This is a genomic window from Shouchella clausii (assembly GCF_002250115.1).
Classification (GTDB): Bacteria; Bacillota; Bacilli; order Bacillales; family Bacillaceae_D; genus Shouchella; species Shouchella clausii.
This window is the reverse complement of record NZ_CP019985.1, coordinates 1,192,069-1,208,159: the sequence shown is the minus strand read 5'-3', so window position 1 is coordinate 1,208,159 and position 16,091 is coordinate 1,192,069. Positions and strand designations below refer to the sequence as shown.

15 protein-coding genes and 1 other annotated feature are annotated in these 16,091 nt (G+C 46.7%); all 15 genes read left to right on the top strand.

Going from position 1 to position 16,091, the window contains the following annotated elements; genetic code table 11:
* Window positions 1–21 precede the first annotated feature (21 nt).
* A complete protein-coding gene (gene cysS / locus BC8716_RS05830; protein ID WP_094424307.1) occupies window positions 22–1,422 on the top strand; it encodes a cysteine--tRNA ligase in 1,401 nt (466 codons plus the stop codon).
* Complete coding sequence (locus tag BC8716_RS05825; RefSeq protein ID WP_142300586.1) at window positions 1,422–1,835, top strand: Mini-ribonuclease 3; 414 nt, start codon at window positions 1,422–1,424, stop codon at window positions 1,833–1,835. The genes cysS and BC8716_RS05825 overlap by 1 nt, the downstream gene beginning before the upstream one ends.
* Window positions 1,832–2,623, top strand: a complete 792-nt coding sequence (gene rlmB / locus BC8716_RS05820; RefSeq protein WP_094424305.1) for a 23S rRNA (guanosine(2251)-2'-O)-methyltransferase RlmB — start codon at window positions 1,832–1,834, stop codon at window positions 2,621–2,623. The genes BC8716_RS05825 and rlmB overlap by 4 nt, the downstream gene beginning before the upstream one ends.
* Window positions 2,624–2,630: 7 nt before the next feature.
* The gene (locus tag BC8716_RS05815) at window positions 2,631–3,143 is read left to right on the top strand and encodes an NYN domain-containing protein (RefSeq protein ID WP_094424304.1); all 513 of its coding nucleotides are present in this window, start codon (window positions 2,631–2,633) and stop codon (window positions 3,141–3,143) included.
* 87 nt (window positions 3,144–3,230) lie between these two features.
* Window positions 3,231–3,893: an RNA polymerase sporulation sigma factor SigH gene (sigH, locus tag BC8716_RS05810; protein ID WP_062751242.1), complete on the top strand. Its 663-nt coding sequence runs from the start codon at window positions 3,231–3,233 to the stop codon at window positions 3,891–3,893.
* Between the two features lie 91 nt (window positions 3,894–3,984).
* Window positions 3,985–4,158, top strand: coding sequence for a 50S ribosomal protein L33 (rpmG, locus tag BC8716_RS05805; protein ID WP_375071315.1), 174 nt, complete (start codon window positions 3,985–3,987; stop codon window positions 4,156–4,158).
* A gap of 73 nt (window positions 4,159–4,231) precedes the next feature.
* Window positions 4,232–4,420: a preprotein translocase subunit SecE gene (gene secE, locus BC8716_RS05800; protein WP_011244999.1), complete on the top strand. Its 189-nt coding sequence runs from the start codon at window positions 4,232–4,234 to the stop codon at window positions 4,418–4,420.
* 54 nt (window positions 4,421–4,474) lie between these two features.
* Complete coding sequence (nusG, locus tag BC8716_RS05795; RefSeq protein ID WP_011245000.1) at window positions 4,475–5,011, top strand: transcription termination/antitermination protein NusG; 537 nt, start codon at window positions 4,475–4,477, stop codon at window positions 5,009–5,011.
* A gap of 155 nt (window positions 5,012–5,166) precedes the next feature.
* Window positions 5,167–5,592 carry a 50S ribosomal protein L11 gene (gene rplK / locus BC8716_RS05790; protein ID WP_011245001.1) on the top strand — a complete coding sequence of 142 codons (426 nt, stop codon included), beginning with the start codon at window positions 5,167–5,169 and terminating at the stop codon, window positions 5,590–5,592.
* Between the two features lie 95 nt (window positions 5,593–5,687).
* On the top strand, window positions 5,688–6,383 hold the full coding sequence (gene rplA / locus BC8716_RS05785; protein ID WP_011245002.1) for a 50S ribosomal protein L1: 696 nt from the start codon (window positions 5,688–5,690) through the stop codon (window positions 6,381–6,383).
* A gap of 40 nt (window positions 6,384–6,423) precedes the next feature.
* Window positions 6,424–6,563: a sequence feature (ribosomal protein L10 leader region), on the top strand.
* Window positions 6,564–6,600: 37 nt separating this feature from the next.
* Entirely contained in the window at window positions 6,601–7,101 is a 501-nt protein-coding gene (gene rplJ, locus BC8716_RS05780; RefSeq protein WP_011245003.1) for a 50S ribosomal protein L10, read from the top strand.
* A gap of 54 nt (window positions 7,102–7,155) precedes the next feature.
* Window positions 7,156–7,518 carry a 50S ribosomal protein L7/L12 gene (gene rplL, locus BC8716_RS05775; protein ID WP_011245004.1) on the top strand — a complete coding sequence of 121 codons (363 nt, stop codon included), beginning with the start codon at window positions 7,156–7,158 and terminating at the stop codon, window positions 7,516–7,518.
* Between the two features lie 75 nt (window positions 7,519–7,593).
* Window positions 7,594–8,208, top strand: a complete 615-nt coding sequence (locus BC8716_RS05770) for a class I SAM-dependent methyltransferase (protein ID WP_094429173.1) — start codon at window positions 7,594–7,596, stop codon at window positions 8,206–8,208.
* Window positions 8,209–8,525: 317 nt separating this feature from the next.
* A complete protein-coding gene (gene rpoB, locus BC8716_RS05765) occupies window positions 8,526–12,068 on the top strand; it encodes a DNA-directed RNA polymerase subunit beta (RefSeq protein ID WP_094424302.1) in 3,543 nt (1,180 codons plus the stop codon).
* 347 nt (window positions 12,069–12,415) lie between these two features.
* A complete protein-coding gene (gene rpoC, locus BC8716_RS05760; protein ID WP_094424301.1) occupies window positions 12,416–16,036 on the top strand; it encodes a DNA-directed RNA polymerase subunit beta' in 3,621 nt (1,206 codons plus the stop codon).
* Window positions 16,037–16,091: the final 55 nt, after the last annotated feature.

Genomic DNA, 16,091 nt, shown 5'->3' with positions numbered 1-16,091 from the left:
AAGAAGAAAGGACGACAGACGATGATTAAGCTGTTTAATAGTTTGACAAATAAAAAAGAACCATTCGTTCCGATTGAGGAAGGCAAAGTTAAGATGTATTGCTGCGGACCGACAGTGTACAATTACATTCACATCGGCAATGCCCGGCCGCCCATTGTTTACGACATGGTGCGCCGGTATTTGACTTACCGAGGCTACGACGTAACTTTTGTCTCAAATTTTACGGATGTGGATGATAAAATTATACGCGCTGCCAATGAACTTGGCGAAGAAGTAGCAGATGTCGCTGAACGGTTTATTAAAGCGTATTACGCCGATACATGTGCTTTGAATGTGAAGGAAGCCGATCTTCACCCTCGTGTGACAGAAACGATGGATGACATCATTGCCTTTATTGCCGAACTAGAGAAAAAAGGATTTGCATATGAAGCAGGGGGCGATGTCTATTTCCGCACCCGCAAATTTGATGGCTATGGCAAATTATCTGGGCAAGCGCTCGACGATTTGCAAAGCGGCGCTAGAATAGAAGTGGATGAGCGTAAGGAAGACCCACTCGATTTCGTATTATGGAAAGCAGCAAAACCAAATGAAATTTCGTGGAGCAGCCCGTGGGGCGAAGGTCGTCCTGGTTGGCATATTGAGTGCTCGGCCATGATTAAGAAGAGTTTAGGGGACACAATTGACATCCACGCCGGCGGCAAGGATTTGACGTTTCCCCATCATGAAAATGAAATTGCCCAGTCAGAAGCGTTAACAGGCAAAAAATTGGCCAATTATTGGATGCACAACGGATTTGTTAACATAAATAACGAAAAAATGTCGAAATCACTCGGAAACTTTGTGCTTGCACATGACATCATCCAACAATATTCGCCAGAAGTCGTTCGATTTTTCATGCTCACTGCCCATTATCGTACACCAATTAACTTTAGTGATGAGCTTCTTCAAGGGGCTGAAGCAGGACTAGAGCGCCTGAAAAATACAATCGCCAATTTGCAGCACCGCTTGGCGGAAACAGCTGATATGGGGGCAGAAGAAGAGTGGCTCGAAAAAATCGCTGGCGCAAAACAACGTTTTATCGAAGAAATGGATGACGATTTCAATAGCGCCAATGGAATAAGTGTCTTGTTTGACCTTGCTAAAGAAGCCAATATTTATATGAGCGAAGCACAAACGTCCAAAAAAGTGCTAAATGCTTTTTTGGAGTTGTTTACCGAGTTTGGCGAAGTGCTTGGTGTAAGCTTTACACAACAAGGCGAAGAGCTTCTTGACGCTGAAATTGAGGCGTTGATTGAAGAGCGCAATGTTGCCCGGAAAGAACGGAACTTCGCCCGTGCGGATGAAATTCGTGACCTCTTAAAAGAGAAAAACATCGTGCTGGAAGATACGCCCCAAGGCGTGCGTTGGAAGCGGGGGTCATGATGAGTACGAATAGAGAATGGCGCCAGCTGAATGGGCTTGCGCTTGCTTATATGGGAGACGCTGTGTATGAACAGCGTGTCCGCTATGAGCTGTTGAAACAAGGGGCAGTGCGGCCAAACCGCTTGCACAAAGCAGCGACTATGTACGTCTCTGCAAAAGCGCAGGCCGCCGTTCTTTTCCAAATGGGTGAACAAGGCGTTTTAACAGAAGAAGAACAAGCAATTGTCCGCCGGGGCCGGAATGCCAAATCCCATACAACGCCAAAAAATACCGACGTGGCTACTTACCGGAATGCAACTGGTTTTGAAGCGCTCCTTGGGTATTTGTATTTGACGAATAAACATGAGCGATTGGAAGAGCTGCTAAAGCTGGCATTGACAATGGCTGCACAGAAAGAAGGGAACCCGTCATGAGCAAACGTACCAACCCCCAACCAAAAAAACAGCTGAAGGGCGACAACCGCCAAGAAGAATTCATTGTCGGCAAAAACCCAGTGATCGAAGCAATCAAATCGGGGCACCCCATCCATAAAATTTGGATTGGCGACCAATCGCAAAAGGGGCAAATGACGAAACTGACACAATTGGCAAAAGAACAAAATGTGTTGGTGCAAACGGCTCCTAAGCGCAAGCTTGACCAACTTGTCGGCCATAGCAACCACCAAGGCGTCGTCGCCTCCGTTGCTGCGTACGAATATGCAGACATGGATACGTTATTTGCCAAAGCAGCTGCCGCTAATGAAGCCCCATTTTTCCTCGTGCTTGACGAAATAGAGGATCCTCATAATTTAGGCTCCATTATGCGGACCGCCGACGCCGTAGGAGCACACGGCATCATCATTCCAAAACGCCGTTCGGTCGGGCTGACGCAAACAGTCGCAAAAGCATCGACAGGAGCAATTGAATACATTCCTGTTGTTCGTGTCACCAATCTGGCGCGAACAATGGACGAGCTTAAAAAGCAAGGTCTGTGGTTTGCCGGCACGGACGCAGCCGCAGAGGGTGACTATCGCGAAGCCGATTACAACTTGCCACTTTGCCTCGTCATCGGCAGTGAAGGCAAAGGGATAAGCCGCCTGATTAAAGAAAAATGCGATTTTCTCGTCAGCATTCCGATGAAAGGGCGCGTCACTTCATTGAATGCGTCCGTTGCGGCAAGCTTGCTGATGTACGAAGTGTTCCACAAGCGGGCTGGGCAGTGAGCGAGCAATGGAGAATATTCTGCTCGTTGACGGCTACAACATGATTGGGGCATGGCCATCTTTGCAGAAATTGAAGGAAAAGGATTTTGGCGCGGCTAGGGATCAACTGGTTGACTTATTGGCGGAATATGCGGCATATACAGGTTACCGCGTTATTGCCGTTTTTGACGCCCATATGGTTGCTGGGATTGGCAAATCGTATAATCGCCATCGGGTCGAGATTGTCTATACGAAGAAAAACGAGACAGCCGATGAGCGGATCGAGAAGCTTGTTCAGACATTGAAGCGGATCGACCGGGTGATCCACGTAGCCACTTCTGATTTGGCAGAGCAGTCTCACGCTTTTGGGAGTGGGGCATTGCGGAAGTCGGCTAGGGAGATGGCAATCGAAATGGGAATTGCAACAAAAGAAATCGACAAAATCGTACAAAAAACGAAGAAAGCGCAAGAGTCGTCGAAAATTATGTTATCAGAGGAAGTTGCCGAAGTTTTTGAGAGATGGCGTCGAGGCGGCAAATGAATAGTTGACCTGCTAGAAAAAAGTGCTATATAATGTGTATAACTTTTCACAACATTATGTCGATGCTATCGCGGAGGAGTGATTAGTTTGGGTGCAAGTCTAGCAGAAGGAACATCAACGTACAAAGAAAGTCCGTTTGAAGAGTGGGAAGATGATTCTTTGATTAAAGAAGTCCGAACTGGCAATACGTTAGCTTTAGAGCACTTAATTGGAAAGTACCGCAACTTTGTTCGGGCTAAAGCACGGTCGTATTTTCTTATTGGCGCTGATCACGAAGACATTGTGCAAGAAGGTATGATTGGTTTATATAAGGCTGTAAGAGACTTTAATGTGGACAAGCTTTCTTCGTTTAAGGCTTTCGCAGAATTGTGCATCACAAGGCAAATTATTACCGCGATAAAAACAGCTACAAGGCAAAAGCACATACCCCTCAATTCATATGTGTCGTTGGACAAGCCTCTTTATGATGAGGAGTCGGACAGAACATTAATGGATGTCATTTGCGGCAACAAGGTAACCGATCCAGAAGCGCTTTTAATCAATCAAGAAGATTTTGCTTACATTGAAGGGAAGATGAGCGAGATCTTAAGTGAGCTGGAAAGGCAAGTGCTGATGCTCTATTTGGATGGCAGAACGTACCAGGAAATATCGATTGATTTAAAGCGACACGTCAAATCGATAGACAATGCCCTCCAGCGTGTAAAACGTAAACTGGAAAGGTATGTGGAACTGAAAAGCGTAATGTTGTGATTGAAAGGGCGGGGCGATTAGCTTCCGTCCTTTGTATATTACGCTTCAGCCCAGCATTGACACCCGTTTAGTGCTGTGCTAGAGTCAAAGAGTGTGTGCAAAGTACGGAGGTGTGCCCGTGAGTGGCAAACGTGTCTTGGCTTGCGACATCTGCAAGTCACGTAATTACTCGGTAACAAGCGCTAAAAAAAGCGATACCCGGCTTGCGGTAAAAAAATTTTGCAAACGGTGCAATGGACATACACTGCATGTAGAAACGCGTTGATAAATACAGGAAATCGCAAAGCTTTGACGTTTATCTTTTCGATATTGTGTAATGCTGGAGGTGTACGGATCACATGGCAGATGAAAACAAAGGACCAGTTACTTTTCTTCGGAATGTAGGCAGGGAAATGAAACGCGTAACATGGCCAACTAAAAAAGAGTTAACCCGTTATACGTTAGTTGTCCTAACAACGCTTATTTTTATGGTTGCTTTTTTCTATCTAGTCGATCTAGGTATTTCGACGTTGCTGCGGATGCTGTAGCGTAAAGTTGAAGCTCTGGGAATGTTAAAGGAGGGAAGGACGCTGTCCTGAACAATGGAAAAAAACTGGTTTGTGGTACACACATACTCTGGCTATGAAAACAAAGTGAAAGCGAACCTTGAAAAGCGGGTTGAGTCAATGGAAATGACTGACCATATTTTTCGTGTGCTTGTACCTGTCGAAGAAGAGACAGAAATAAAAAACGGAAAAACGAAACAAGTGTCACGCAAAGTGTTCCCAGGCTATGTGCTAGTGGAAATGGTCATGACTGACGATTCGTGGTATGTTGTCCGCAATACACCAGGGGTAACAGGGTTCGTTGGTTCAGCTGGAGCAGGCTCCAAGCCGACGCCGCTCATGCCCGATGAGGTTGAGCGGATCTTGAAGCAAATGGGCGTTGTTGAAGCCCAAGAAGAAGTAGACTTTGAACTGAAAGAATCGGTTAAAGTGAAATCAGGTCCGTTTGCTGATTTTGTCGGCACAATCGAAGAGATACAGGTGGAAAAACGGAAACTGAAAGTCCATGTGAATATGTTCGGGCGCGAAACGCCAGTGGAGCTTGAGTTCGGTCAAGTTGAAAAGATTTCTTAAAAAACCTTGCTTCTTGGCGGTATTGGTGATAGAATTTCAATGTTTAGTATAGATTTCACTATGCTTGTCGGATGCATGTGCATCCGTCTTTTTGAGTGGGAGGGTACAAGTTGTGTATCCGGTAACCACATCACGGACTTAAGGAGGTGTGTCACGTGGCTAAAAAGGTAATTAAAATGGTTAAGCTACAAATCCCTGCGGGTAAAGCCAATCCGGCACCACCAGTTGGACCGGCTCTCGGTCAAGCAGGTGTGAACATTATGGGATTTTGTAAAGAATTTAACGCTCGTACATCTGACCAAGCAGGTTTGATTATTCCAGTGGAAATCACTGTATTTGAAGACCGTTCGTTTACATTCATCACGAAAACGCCACCTGCTGCTGTGCTATTGAAAAAAGCGGCAGGAATTGACTCAGGTTCTGGCGAGCCGAATCGTACAAAAGTTGCAACGGTTAAACGCGATAAAGTACGTGAAATTGCTGAAACAAAAATGCCAGATCTGAATGCGGCTTCTGTAGAAGCGGCTATGCGCATGGTTGAGGGTACAGCCCGCAGCATGGGCATTGTGATTGAAGACTAATTGGTTGCTGTGAGAGGTTGCGCCCGAGCTGGAGTCGCAGCCTTTCAAATAGTGGGAGGAATTTCCGTTAACACCACATACGAGGAGGAAATAAAATGGCTAAAAAAGGCAAGAAATATGCAGACGCTTTAAAGCTTGTAGACCGCGATACGGCTTACCAAGCGGAAGAAGCGCTTGAACTAGTAAAGAAAACATCAGTCGCTAAGTTTGACGAAACAGTAGAAGTTGCTGTTCGCCTTGGTGTTGACCCTAAAAAAGCGGACCAACAAATCCGCGGCGCGGTTGTGCTTCCTCATGGAACAGGCAAAACCCAACGTGTGCTAGTATTTGCAAAAGGCGAAAAAGCAAAAGAAGCGGAAGCGGCTGGAGCAGATTACGTTGGCGAAGACGACCTCATCAACAAAATTAACCAAGGTTGGTTTGATTTTGACGTGATCGTTGCAACGCCTGATATGATGGCGCAAGTCGGTAGACTTGGACGGGTGCTTGGACCGAAAGGCCTAATGCCAAACCCGAAAACAGGCACGGTTACATTTGATGTAACAAAAGCCGTTGAAGAAATCAAAGCGGGTAAAGTGGAGTACCGTGTTGATAAATCAGGCAACATCCATGTGCCAATCGGCAAAGTATCATTCGATACGCCTAAATTGCTGGAAAACTTCCAAACAATCGTAGAAACACTTCACAAAGTGAAACCGGCAGCTGCAAAAGGAACATACGTGAAAAACATTGCAGTAGCCTCAACGATGGGTCCTGGGATCCGTGTGACTACGACTGCTTTTGCAAAATAAAAGTTGCGCTAGCAATATAACTTGTGTTATGTTGGTAGTTGGAAATAGAATAGTCATACCGTAGACAGCAGGTGCTTTATCAGCTTAAATATCCTGCCGAGGTGAGCGAATAGATCTCTTTTTAATAGAGCTTAGAGCCCTCGTGTGTCTTCGTGCCACGAGGGCTTTTCTATGGAAACTCAAGCGGTGTGCGAACAGTTTTACAGGAGGTGTAACGATGAGCAAAGTTTTAGAGCAAAAACAACAAGTTGTAGCTGAAGTTGCGGCAAAATTGCGCGACAGCAAATCAACGGTCATTGTTGATTACCGCGGACTGAATGTAGCGCAAGTTACTGAACTTCGTAAACAGTTGCGTGAAGCTGGCGTTGAGTACAAAGTATACAAAAATACGCTTGTGCGCCGTGCAACAGCAGAAGCTGGTCTTACTGGCTTGGATGAGCATCTCGTTGGCCCAACTGCGATTGCGTTTGGTGTCGATGATGTTATTGCTCCTGCAAAAGTGCTAAACGAATTTGCGAAAAACAACGAAGCATTAACAATTAAAACAGGCGTCATCGAAGGGAACATTTCGACTGCAGATGAAGTGAAAGCCTTGGCTGAGCTTCCTTCACGCGAAGGGCTTCTTTCTATGCTTGCCAACGTCCTTCAAGCGCCAGTTCGCCAATTTGCACTTGCTGCAAAAGCGGTGGCCGAGCAAAAAGAAGAGCAAGGTGCGTAAATTGTTGCTTGCTTAAATGCATTTCATAATGAAAATTGACTAGGAGGATTTACAATGAGCAAAGACCAAATCATTGAAGCGATTAAAGAAATGACTGTTCTTGAACTTAATGACCTTGTAAAAGCAATCGAAGAGGAGTTTGGTGTAACAGCAGCAGCACCTGTAGCAGTTGCTGGCGGCGCAGCAGAAGGTGGCGCAGCTGAACAAACTGAATTCGATGTTGTTCTTGAGTCTGCTGGTTCTTCTAAAATTGGCGTTATCAAAGTGGTTCGCGAAATCACTGGCCTTGGCTTGAAAGAAGCAAAAGCCCTTGTTGACGGTGCTCCGGCTCCAATTAAAGAAGGCGTTGCGAAAGAAGAAGCCGAAGAAATCAAAGGCAAGCTTGAAGAAGCAGGCGCTAGCGTCGAGTTGAAGTAGGCGTTTAGCATCGCACAAGAAGGCCCGCGGATGTCCGCGGGCCTTCTTTTCCCATTCATGAAAGGAGTGAGTGCCTTGAGTGAGCATTATTATACAAACCAACCGTCTTCGCCCCATGATGAGAAAACATGGACGTTCACCTTGCGAGGCGAACCGTTTTCCTTTACAACAGACCGCGGTGTGTTTTCGAAAGGCGAAGTTGATTTTGGAAGTCGGCTTCTCATTGAGACATTTGTTTTTCCTAGGCTCGATGGCGATATACTTGATGTTGGCTGCGGGTATGGGCCGATTGGGCTAGCATTGGCAAAAGCGGACCCTTCAAGGCGGGTTGTGATGGTAGACGTCAATGAACGCGCTTGCCAATTGGCGAAAAAAAACGCCAAAGCGAACGGTGTGAAAAATGCCGACGTTTGTTTCGATGAACGGGGCTTAACTGGGTTTGAGCGAGTGGCCCGTTATGCTGCAATTGTAACGAATCCGCCGATACGTGCTGGAAAGAACGTCGTCCACGACATTTATGAACAAGCGTACGAACGGTTAATTCCTGAGGGAGAATTTTGGGTAGTGATCCAAAAAAAGCAAGGGGCGCCATCGACCAAGCAAAAGTTAGCTGAGCTATTTGGAGCAGAAAATGTCGAGGTCAAGGGGAAAAAGAAGGGTTATTATGTCTTTCTTGCAAAAAAGAATTGACTGCTGGCTTTGACTATGATATTATCATTTAATGCGTATAACTGCCTAATTTGCCGTTTCCAGATTCATGAGGAAAGACTCAGTGATTGAAACGGTTCATTTTTGGTTATGCTAGTACAATGGGTTTTGTTCTCGTAAAAAAGGTTCCTGATTTTCATACTATAAAGCTTTTTTGCGGTTTTGTATAGTCTCTTCGCAGATTCGATACAAAAACAAGCCTTTTTGTCTGAACGGGTACCTCTGTTTATAGGTTTATTATGCAACTTATAAACAGTGTTTTTTAGATACTATAACGCGAGATTTAAGGGGTGAATCAGTTGACAGGTCAACTAATTCAGTATGGACGTCACCGCCAGCGGAGAAGCTATGCGCGAATTAATGAAGTGCTCGAACTGCCAAACTTGATTGAAATTCAAACAGCTTCTTATCAATGGTTTCTTGATGAGGGTTTGCGGGAGATGTTTCAAGACATTTCACCGATCCAAGACTTCACTGGCAATTTAGTGTTAGAGTTTATTGATTACAGTCTAGGAGAACCAAAGTATCCTGTTGATGAGTCAAAAGAGCGTGACGTGACGTTTGCCGCTCCTCTACGTGTCAAAGTTCGCCTTATTAATAAAGAGACAGGCGAAGTAAAAGAACAGGAAGTCTTTATGGGCGATTTCCCGTTGATGACAGAAACAGGGACATTTATCATCAATGGCGCTGAGCGCGTTATCGTTTCTCAGCTTGTTCGCTCACCGAGCGTTTACTATAGCCAAAAGCTCGACAAAAACGGAAAAAAAGGCTTTACTGCCACTGTCATTCCGAACCGCGGAGCGTGGCTTGAGCTTGAGACAGATGCAAAAGATATTGTTTATGTACGTATTGACCGTACTCGTAAAATTCCAGTAACAGTACTTTTGCGTGCTCTAGGCTTTGGGTCTGATCAAGAAATCGTTGACCTTTTAGGCGAAAACGAGTATTTGCGCAACACGCTTGAGAAAGATAATACGGACTCAACTGATAAAGCGCTGCTTGAAATCTATGAGCGTTTGCGCCCGGGCGAGCCGCCAACAGTAGAAAATGCGAAAAGCTTGCTTGAATCTCGCTTTTTCGATCCTAAGCGTTATGACCTCGCAAATGTCGGTCGTTATAAAATAAATAAAAAGCTTCATATCAAAAATCGGCTATTTAACCAACGTTTGGCGGAAAAGCTTGTTGATCCGGAAACAGGCGAAGTTCTAGCTGAAGAGGGAACACTTCTTGACCGCAGAACGTTGGATAAACTGATCCCGCATTTGGAGAAAAATGTTGGTTTCCGTACAGCCCGTACATCTGGCGGCGTTCTTGAGGAATCCGACGTCGAAATCCAATCGGTTAAAATTTATGTAGCAGATGACTACGAGGGCGAGCGCGTCATTTCCGTTATTAGCAACGGCATGGTTGAACGTGACGTGAAGCATATTGCCCCTGCTGATATCATCGCTTCCATCAGCTATTTCTTCAACTTGCTGCATGGTGTCGGCGATACAGACGACATTGACCATTTGGGCAACCGCCGTCTCCGTTCGGTTGGGGAACTGTTGCAAAACCAATTCCGAATTGGCCTTTCTCGGATGGAACGCGTCGTCCGTGAACGGATGTCGATTCAAGACCCGAATGTAATTACGCCACAAGCGCTTATTAACATTCGCCCAGTCATCGCATCGATAAAAGAGTTCTTTGGCAGCTCGCAGCTTTCACAGTTCATGGACCAAACGAACCCGCTCGCTGAACTGACGCATAAGCGCCGTCTTTCCGCGCTTGGCCCAGGCGGCTTAACTCGTGAGCGCGCTGGAATGGAAGTGCGTGACGTTCACTACTCCCATTACGGCCGGATGTGTCCGATTGAAACGCCGGAAGGTCCGAACATTGGCTTAATTAACACGCTGTCCTCTTATGCGAAAGTGAATGAGTTCGGCTTTATGGAAACACCATATCGCCGTGTTGACCCTGAAACAGGGAAAGTGACAGCGCGTATCGACTATTTAACAGCCGATGAAGAGGACAATTATGTAGTTGCCCAAGCAAATGCGAAGCTGAATGAAGACGGATCGTTTGTCGATGATAACATCATTGCCCGCTTCCGCGGTGAAAACACCGTCGTTCCTTGCGACCGTGTCGACTATATGGACGTTTCGCCTAAACAAGTTGTCTCTGCGGCGACGTCATGTATTCCGTTTTTGGAAAATGACGACTCGAACCGCGCACTAATGGGCGCAAACATGCAGCGCCAGGCCGTGCCTTTGCTCGTTCCAGAAGCACCGCTTGTCGGAACAGGGATGGAGCACGTGTCTGCTAAAGATTCAGGGGCTGCTGTTGTCTCAAAATATGCCGGTATCGTTGAACGCGTTACTGCTAAAGAAATTTGGGTCCGCCGCATTGAAGAAGTAGATGGCAAAGAAACGAAAGGCGACCTTGATAAATACAAACTACAAAAATTTGTGCGCTCCAACCAGGGCACAAGTTATAATCAGCGCCCGATTGTACGCGAAGGCGATCGCGTTGAAAAACGTGAAATCCTCGCAGATGGTCCTTCAATGGAGATGGGCGAAATGGCGCTTGGCCGCAACGTGCTTGTCGCCTTTATGACATGGGACGGCTACAACTACGAGGATGCGATCATTTTAAGTGAGCGCCTAGTCAAAGATGACGTTTATACGTCCATCCATATTGAGGAATATGAATCGGATGCCCGTGATACAAAACTCGGACCTGAAGAGATTACGCGCGATATTCCGAACGTTGGTGAGGATGCATTACGCAACCTTGATGAGCGGGGAATTATTCGCATCGGGGCTGAAGTCAAAGATGGCGACATTCTTGTTGGTAAAGTGACGCCAAAGGGCGTAACGGAGCTGACGGCGGAAGAACGCCTCTTGCATGCGATTTTTGGAGAGAAAGCCCGTGAAGTGCGGGATACTTCATTGCGTGCACCGCATGGTGGAGACGGAATCGTTCTTGACGTGAAAATCTTTAACCGTGAAGACGGCGATGAACTTCCTCCAGGCGTCAACCAACTTGTCCGTGTCTACATTGTACAAAAGCGGAAAATTAACCAGGGCGATAAAATGGCTGGCCGTCACGGGAACAAAGGTGTTATTTCCCGAATCCTGCCAGAAGAAGATATGCCGTTTTTACCAGACGGAACGCCTGTTGACATTATGTTAAACCCACTTGGCGTGCCTTCGCGGATGAATATCGGACAAGTGCTTGAACTCCATCTTGGTATGGCTGCCCGCAAGCTAGGCATCCATGTTGCGTCTCCAGTATTTGACGGCGCCAGTGAAGAAGATGTTTGGGGCACATTGGAAGAAGCAGGCATGGCCCGAGACGGAAAAACAATTTTATATGATGGCCGTACTGGCGAACCGTTTGACAACCGCGTATCAGTTGGGATTATGTATATGATCAAGCTTGCCCATATGGTTGACGACAAGCTCCATGCGCGGTCAACAGGCCCGTACTCACTCGTTACGCAGCAGCCTCTTGGCGGTAAAGCCCAATTTGGTGGACAGCGTTTCGGGGAGATGGAAGTATGGGCACTGGAAGCATATGGTGCTGCTTACACGCTCCAAGAAATCCTCACTGTTAAATCAGATGACGTTGTTGGGCGTGTGAAAACGTACGAGGCAATTGTAAAAGGGGAAAACGTTCCTGAGCCAGGGGTGCCAGAATCGTTTAAAGTCCTCATTAAAGAATTGCAATCGTTGGGCATGGATGTGAAGATGCTCTCCAGCAACGAAGAGGAAATTGAAATGCGTGAGCTGGATGACGAAGAAGACCAAACGTCTGAAAAACTCAACCTCAACTTAGAGACGAACGAATCACAACTATAAAGGGCAGGGGAGATGCGAATAGAACGACTGTTCATGAGCAACAGTGCTTGCGCATGGAACGACCGTTCTAAAGCAGATGACCGAGGCAAGCGACGACGTATGCGAGCGTTTGCCTACAGTCTGAAACAGGCTGATAGAAAACGCTTGTCAGACGAGGAGTGCAGCCGAGGGAAGATGCGAATAGAACGTGTGTTCATGAGCATATGACCGAGGCAAACGACGACGTATGCGAGCGTTTGCCTACAGTCTGAGGGGAGAAACATTCGTTTCTTCCCCTTTGCCCCTCAAGAATAATCCGCATTGAACAGTTACCCACATTGGGTGAAATCATAAGGGAGGTTGGCCCCTTGATCGATGTAAATAACTTTGAATACATGAAAATTGGTTTGGCATCACCAAATAAAATCCGCTCGTGGTCCCGTGGAGAAGTCAAAAAACCAGAAACAATCAACTACCGGACATTAAAGCCGGAAAAAGATGGTTTGTTCTGTGAGCGTATTTTTGGGCCGCAGAAAGACTGGGAATGCCACTGCGGAAAATATAAGCGTGTCCGTTACAAAGGGGTCGTTTGCGATCGCTGCGGCGTTGAAGTTACCCGTGCAAAAGTGCGCCGGGAACGGATGGGGCATATTGAGCTTGCCGCTCCTGTGTCGCATATTTGGTATTTTAAAGGGATTCCAAGTCGGATGGGCCTTGTGCTGGATATGTCGCCCCGTTCCCTTGAGGAAGTCATATACTTCGCTTCTTATGTAGTGACTGAACCAGGCGATACACCACTAGAGAAAAAACAGCTTTTGTCAGAGAAAGAGTACCGTGCTTATTACGATAAATATGGCCGTACGTTTACAGCTTCTATGGGTGCGGAAGCGATTCGCAAATTGCTTGCCGACATTGACTTACAAAAAGAAGTCAATGCCCTGAAAGAAGAGCTCGAAACAGCACAAGGGCAACGGCGTACACGTGCGATTAAACGGCTAGAAGTGCTGGAAGCATTCCGCAATTCTGGTAATGAACCGTCATGGATGGTGCTTGATGTTCTTCCTGTCATTCCGCCAGAATTACGGCCAATGGTACAGCTAGATGGCGGCCGCTTTGCTACTTCTGATTTAAATGACTTGTACCGCCGCGTCATTAACCGCAATAATCGTTTGAAACGGTTGCTTGATTTAGGAGCGCCGAACATTATTGTGCAAAATGAGAAGCGGATGCTTCAAGAAGCTGTCGATGCCTTGATTGATAATGGACGCCGCGGCCGCCCAGTTACTGGCCCAGGGAACCGTCCGTTAAAATCATTGTCCCATATGCTAAAAGGGAAACAAGGGCGTTTCCGCCAAAACTTGCTCGGAAAACGGGTTGACTATTCCGGCCGTTCGGTTATCGTAGTTGGCCCTAACTTGAAAATGTACCAATGCGGGCTTCCAAAAGAAATGGCGCTAGAATTATTCAAGCCTTTTGTGATGAAAGAGCTTGTTTCTAAAGGGCTTGCCCATAACATTAAGAGCGCTAAGCGGAAAGTCGAGCGTGTCCAGCCGGAAGTTTGGGATGTGCTTGAAGAAGTCATCCGCGAGCACCCTGTCCTCCTGAACCGTGCGCCAACATTGCACCGTCTTGGAATTCAAGCGTTCGAGCCTATCTTAGTAGAAGGGCGTGCAATTAAATTGCATCCGCTTGTCTGTACAGCATACAACGCCGACTTTGACGGCGACCAAATGGCTGTCCACGTGCCGTTGTCGGCGGAAGCACAAGCGGAAGCACGGATTCTCATGCTTGCTGCACAAAACATCTTGAACCCTAAAGATGGCAAACCGGTTGTAACGCCTTCTCAAGATATGGTTTTAGGCAACTATTATTTGACAATGGAAAATGCAAATGCCCGTGGGGAAGGCTCTGTATTTAAAGATTCCAACGAAGCGCTAATCGCGTATCAAAACGGCTATGTCCACTTGCATACACGTATTGCTGTTCCAGTGGCATCGCTGAATAAACCGACGTTTGCTGACGAAGAGTCGAACATGTTGCTATTGACAACAGTCGGAAAACTTTTGTTTAACGAGATTATGCCTGACTCGTTCCCGTACATCAATGAGCCGACGGCGTCGAACTTGGAAGTGAAGACGCCAGAAAAATACTTGGTGCCAAGCAACACCAATGTAAAACAACTCTTGAAAGAACGGGATCTTGTTCCGCCATTTAAAAAAGGGTTTCTTGGAAACATCATTTCGGAAGTCTTCAAGAAATTCAAGATTACGGAAACGTCTAAAATGCTTGACCGGATGAAAGACCTTGGCTTTAAGTATTCGACGAAAGCCGGCATCACCGTAGGCGTGTCAGACATTGTCGTCCTTTCCGAGAAGAAAGAGATCCTTGATGAAGCGGACAAAAAAGTAGAACGCATTATGAAGCAATTCCGCCGTGGTTTGATCACGGAAGAAGAGCGTTACGACCGCGTCATCTCAATTTGGAGCGACGCCAAAGACTTAATCCAAAGCAAGCTTATGGGTACGCTTGATGCCCGCAACCCAATCTTCATGATGAGTGATTCAGGCGCTCGTGGTAATGCCTCAAACTTTACACAGCTTGCTGGTATGCGTGGTTTGATGGCCAACCCATCTGGACGGATCATTGAACTTCCAATTAAATCGAGCTTCCGTGAAGGGCTGACAGTCCTTGAGTACTTTATTTCAACGCACGGCGCCCGGAAAGGTCTTGCTGATACAGCGCTGAAAACAGCTGACTCAGGTTACTTAACGCGCCGCCTTGTTGACGTAGCCCAAGACGTCATTGTTCGTGAAAATGACTGTGGCACAGACCGAGGTTTGGAAGTGACGGCGATCCAAGAAGGCACCGAAACGATTGAAGGCCTTTATGACCGTTTAGTCGGCCGTGTTGCTTTTAAAACGGTGCGTCATCCAGAAACGGATGAAGTCCTTGTCCGCCGCGGCGAGTTGATGAATGAAGACACAGCTAAACAAATTGTTGATGCTGGCGTTGAATCAGTAACAATCCGGTCTGTCTTCACTTGTAACACACATCACGGCGTGTGCAAGGCTTGCTATGGCCGCAACCTCGCTACTGGGAGCGATGTAGAAGTTGGCGAAGCAGTAGGCATTATCGCCGCTCAGTCCATCGGGGAACCAGGAACGCAGCTAACAATGCGGACGTTCCACACAGGCGGTGTTGCTGGAGACGATATTACCCAAGGTCTTCCGCGTATTCAAGAGCTGTTTGAAGCCCGTAATCCAAAAGGGCAAGCCGTTATTACCGAAATCGACGGCGATGTAGTCGATGTTAGAGACGGTGACAAACGTGAAGTCACTATACAAAGTGAACTCGAGACGAAAAGTTACTCGATTCCGTATGGCTCTCGCCTGAAAGTGGCAGTCGGGGACAAGGTTGTTGCTGGCCAAACGTTAACAGAAGGTTCGATTGATCCAAAAGAACTTCTGAAAGTAACGGGTATGGGCGGCGTACAAGAATACTTGCTCCGTGAAGTCCAAAAAGTATACCGTCTCCAAGGGGTAGAAATTGGCGATAAGCACGTTGAAGTAATGGTTCGGCAAATGCTTCGCAAAGTGCGTGTCGTTGATGCTGGAGATACAGGCATTCTTCCTGGCTCTCTCGTTGAAATTCAACGCTTTAACGAAGCAAACAAGAAAGTGTTGTTAAGCAATATGCGTCCAGCTACTGGCCGCCCAGTGCTGTTAGGCATTACGAAAGCTTCACTTGAAACGGATTCCTTCTTGTCTGCTGCTTCCTTCCAAGAAACAACACGTGTCTTGACGGACGCAGCCATTAAAGGAAAACGCGACGAGTTGCTTGGCTTGAAAGAAAATGTCATCATCGGCAAACTCGTTCCTGCGGGAACTGGATTGGCTCGCTATAAAACGCTCGGCATTCATTCCACTCATGATGAAAGAGCTGAGAATGAAGAAGCGGGTACGCCAGAAGAAGTGCTTGTCCAAGATTAATTTTAGAATCGCCGCGATAGGCTGTTGACACAGCCTATCAGGCGGTGATAATATA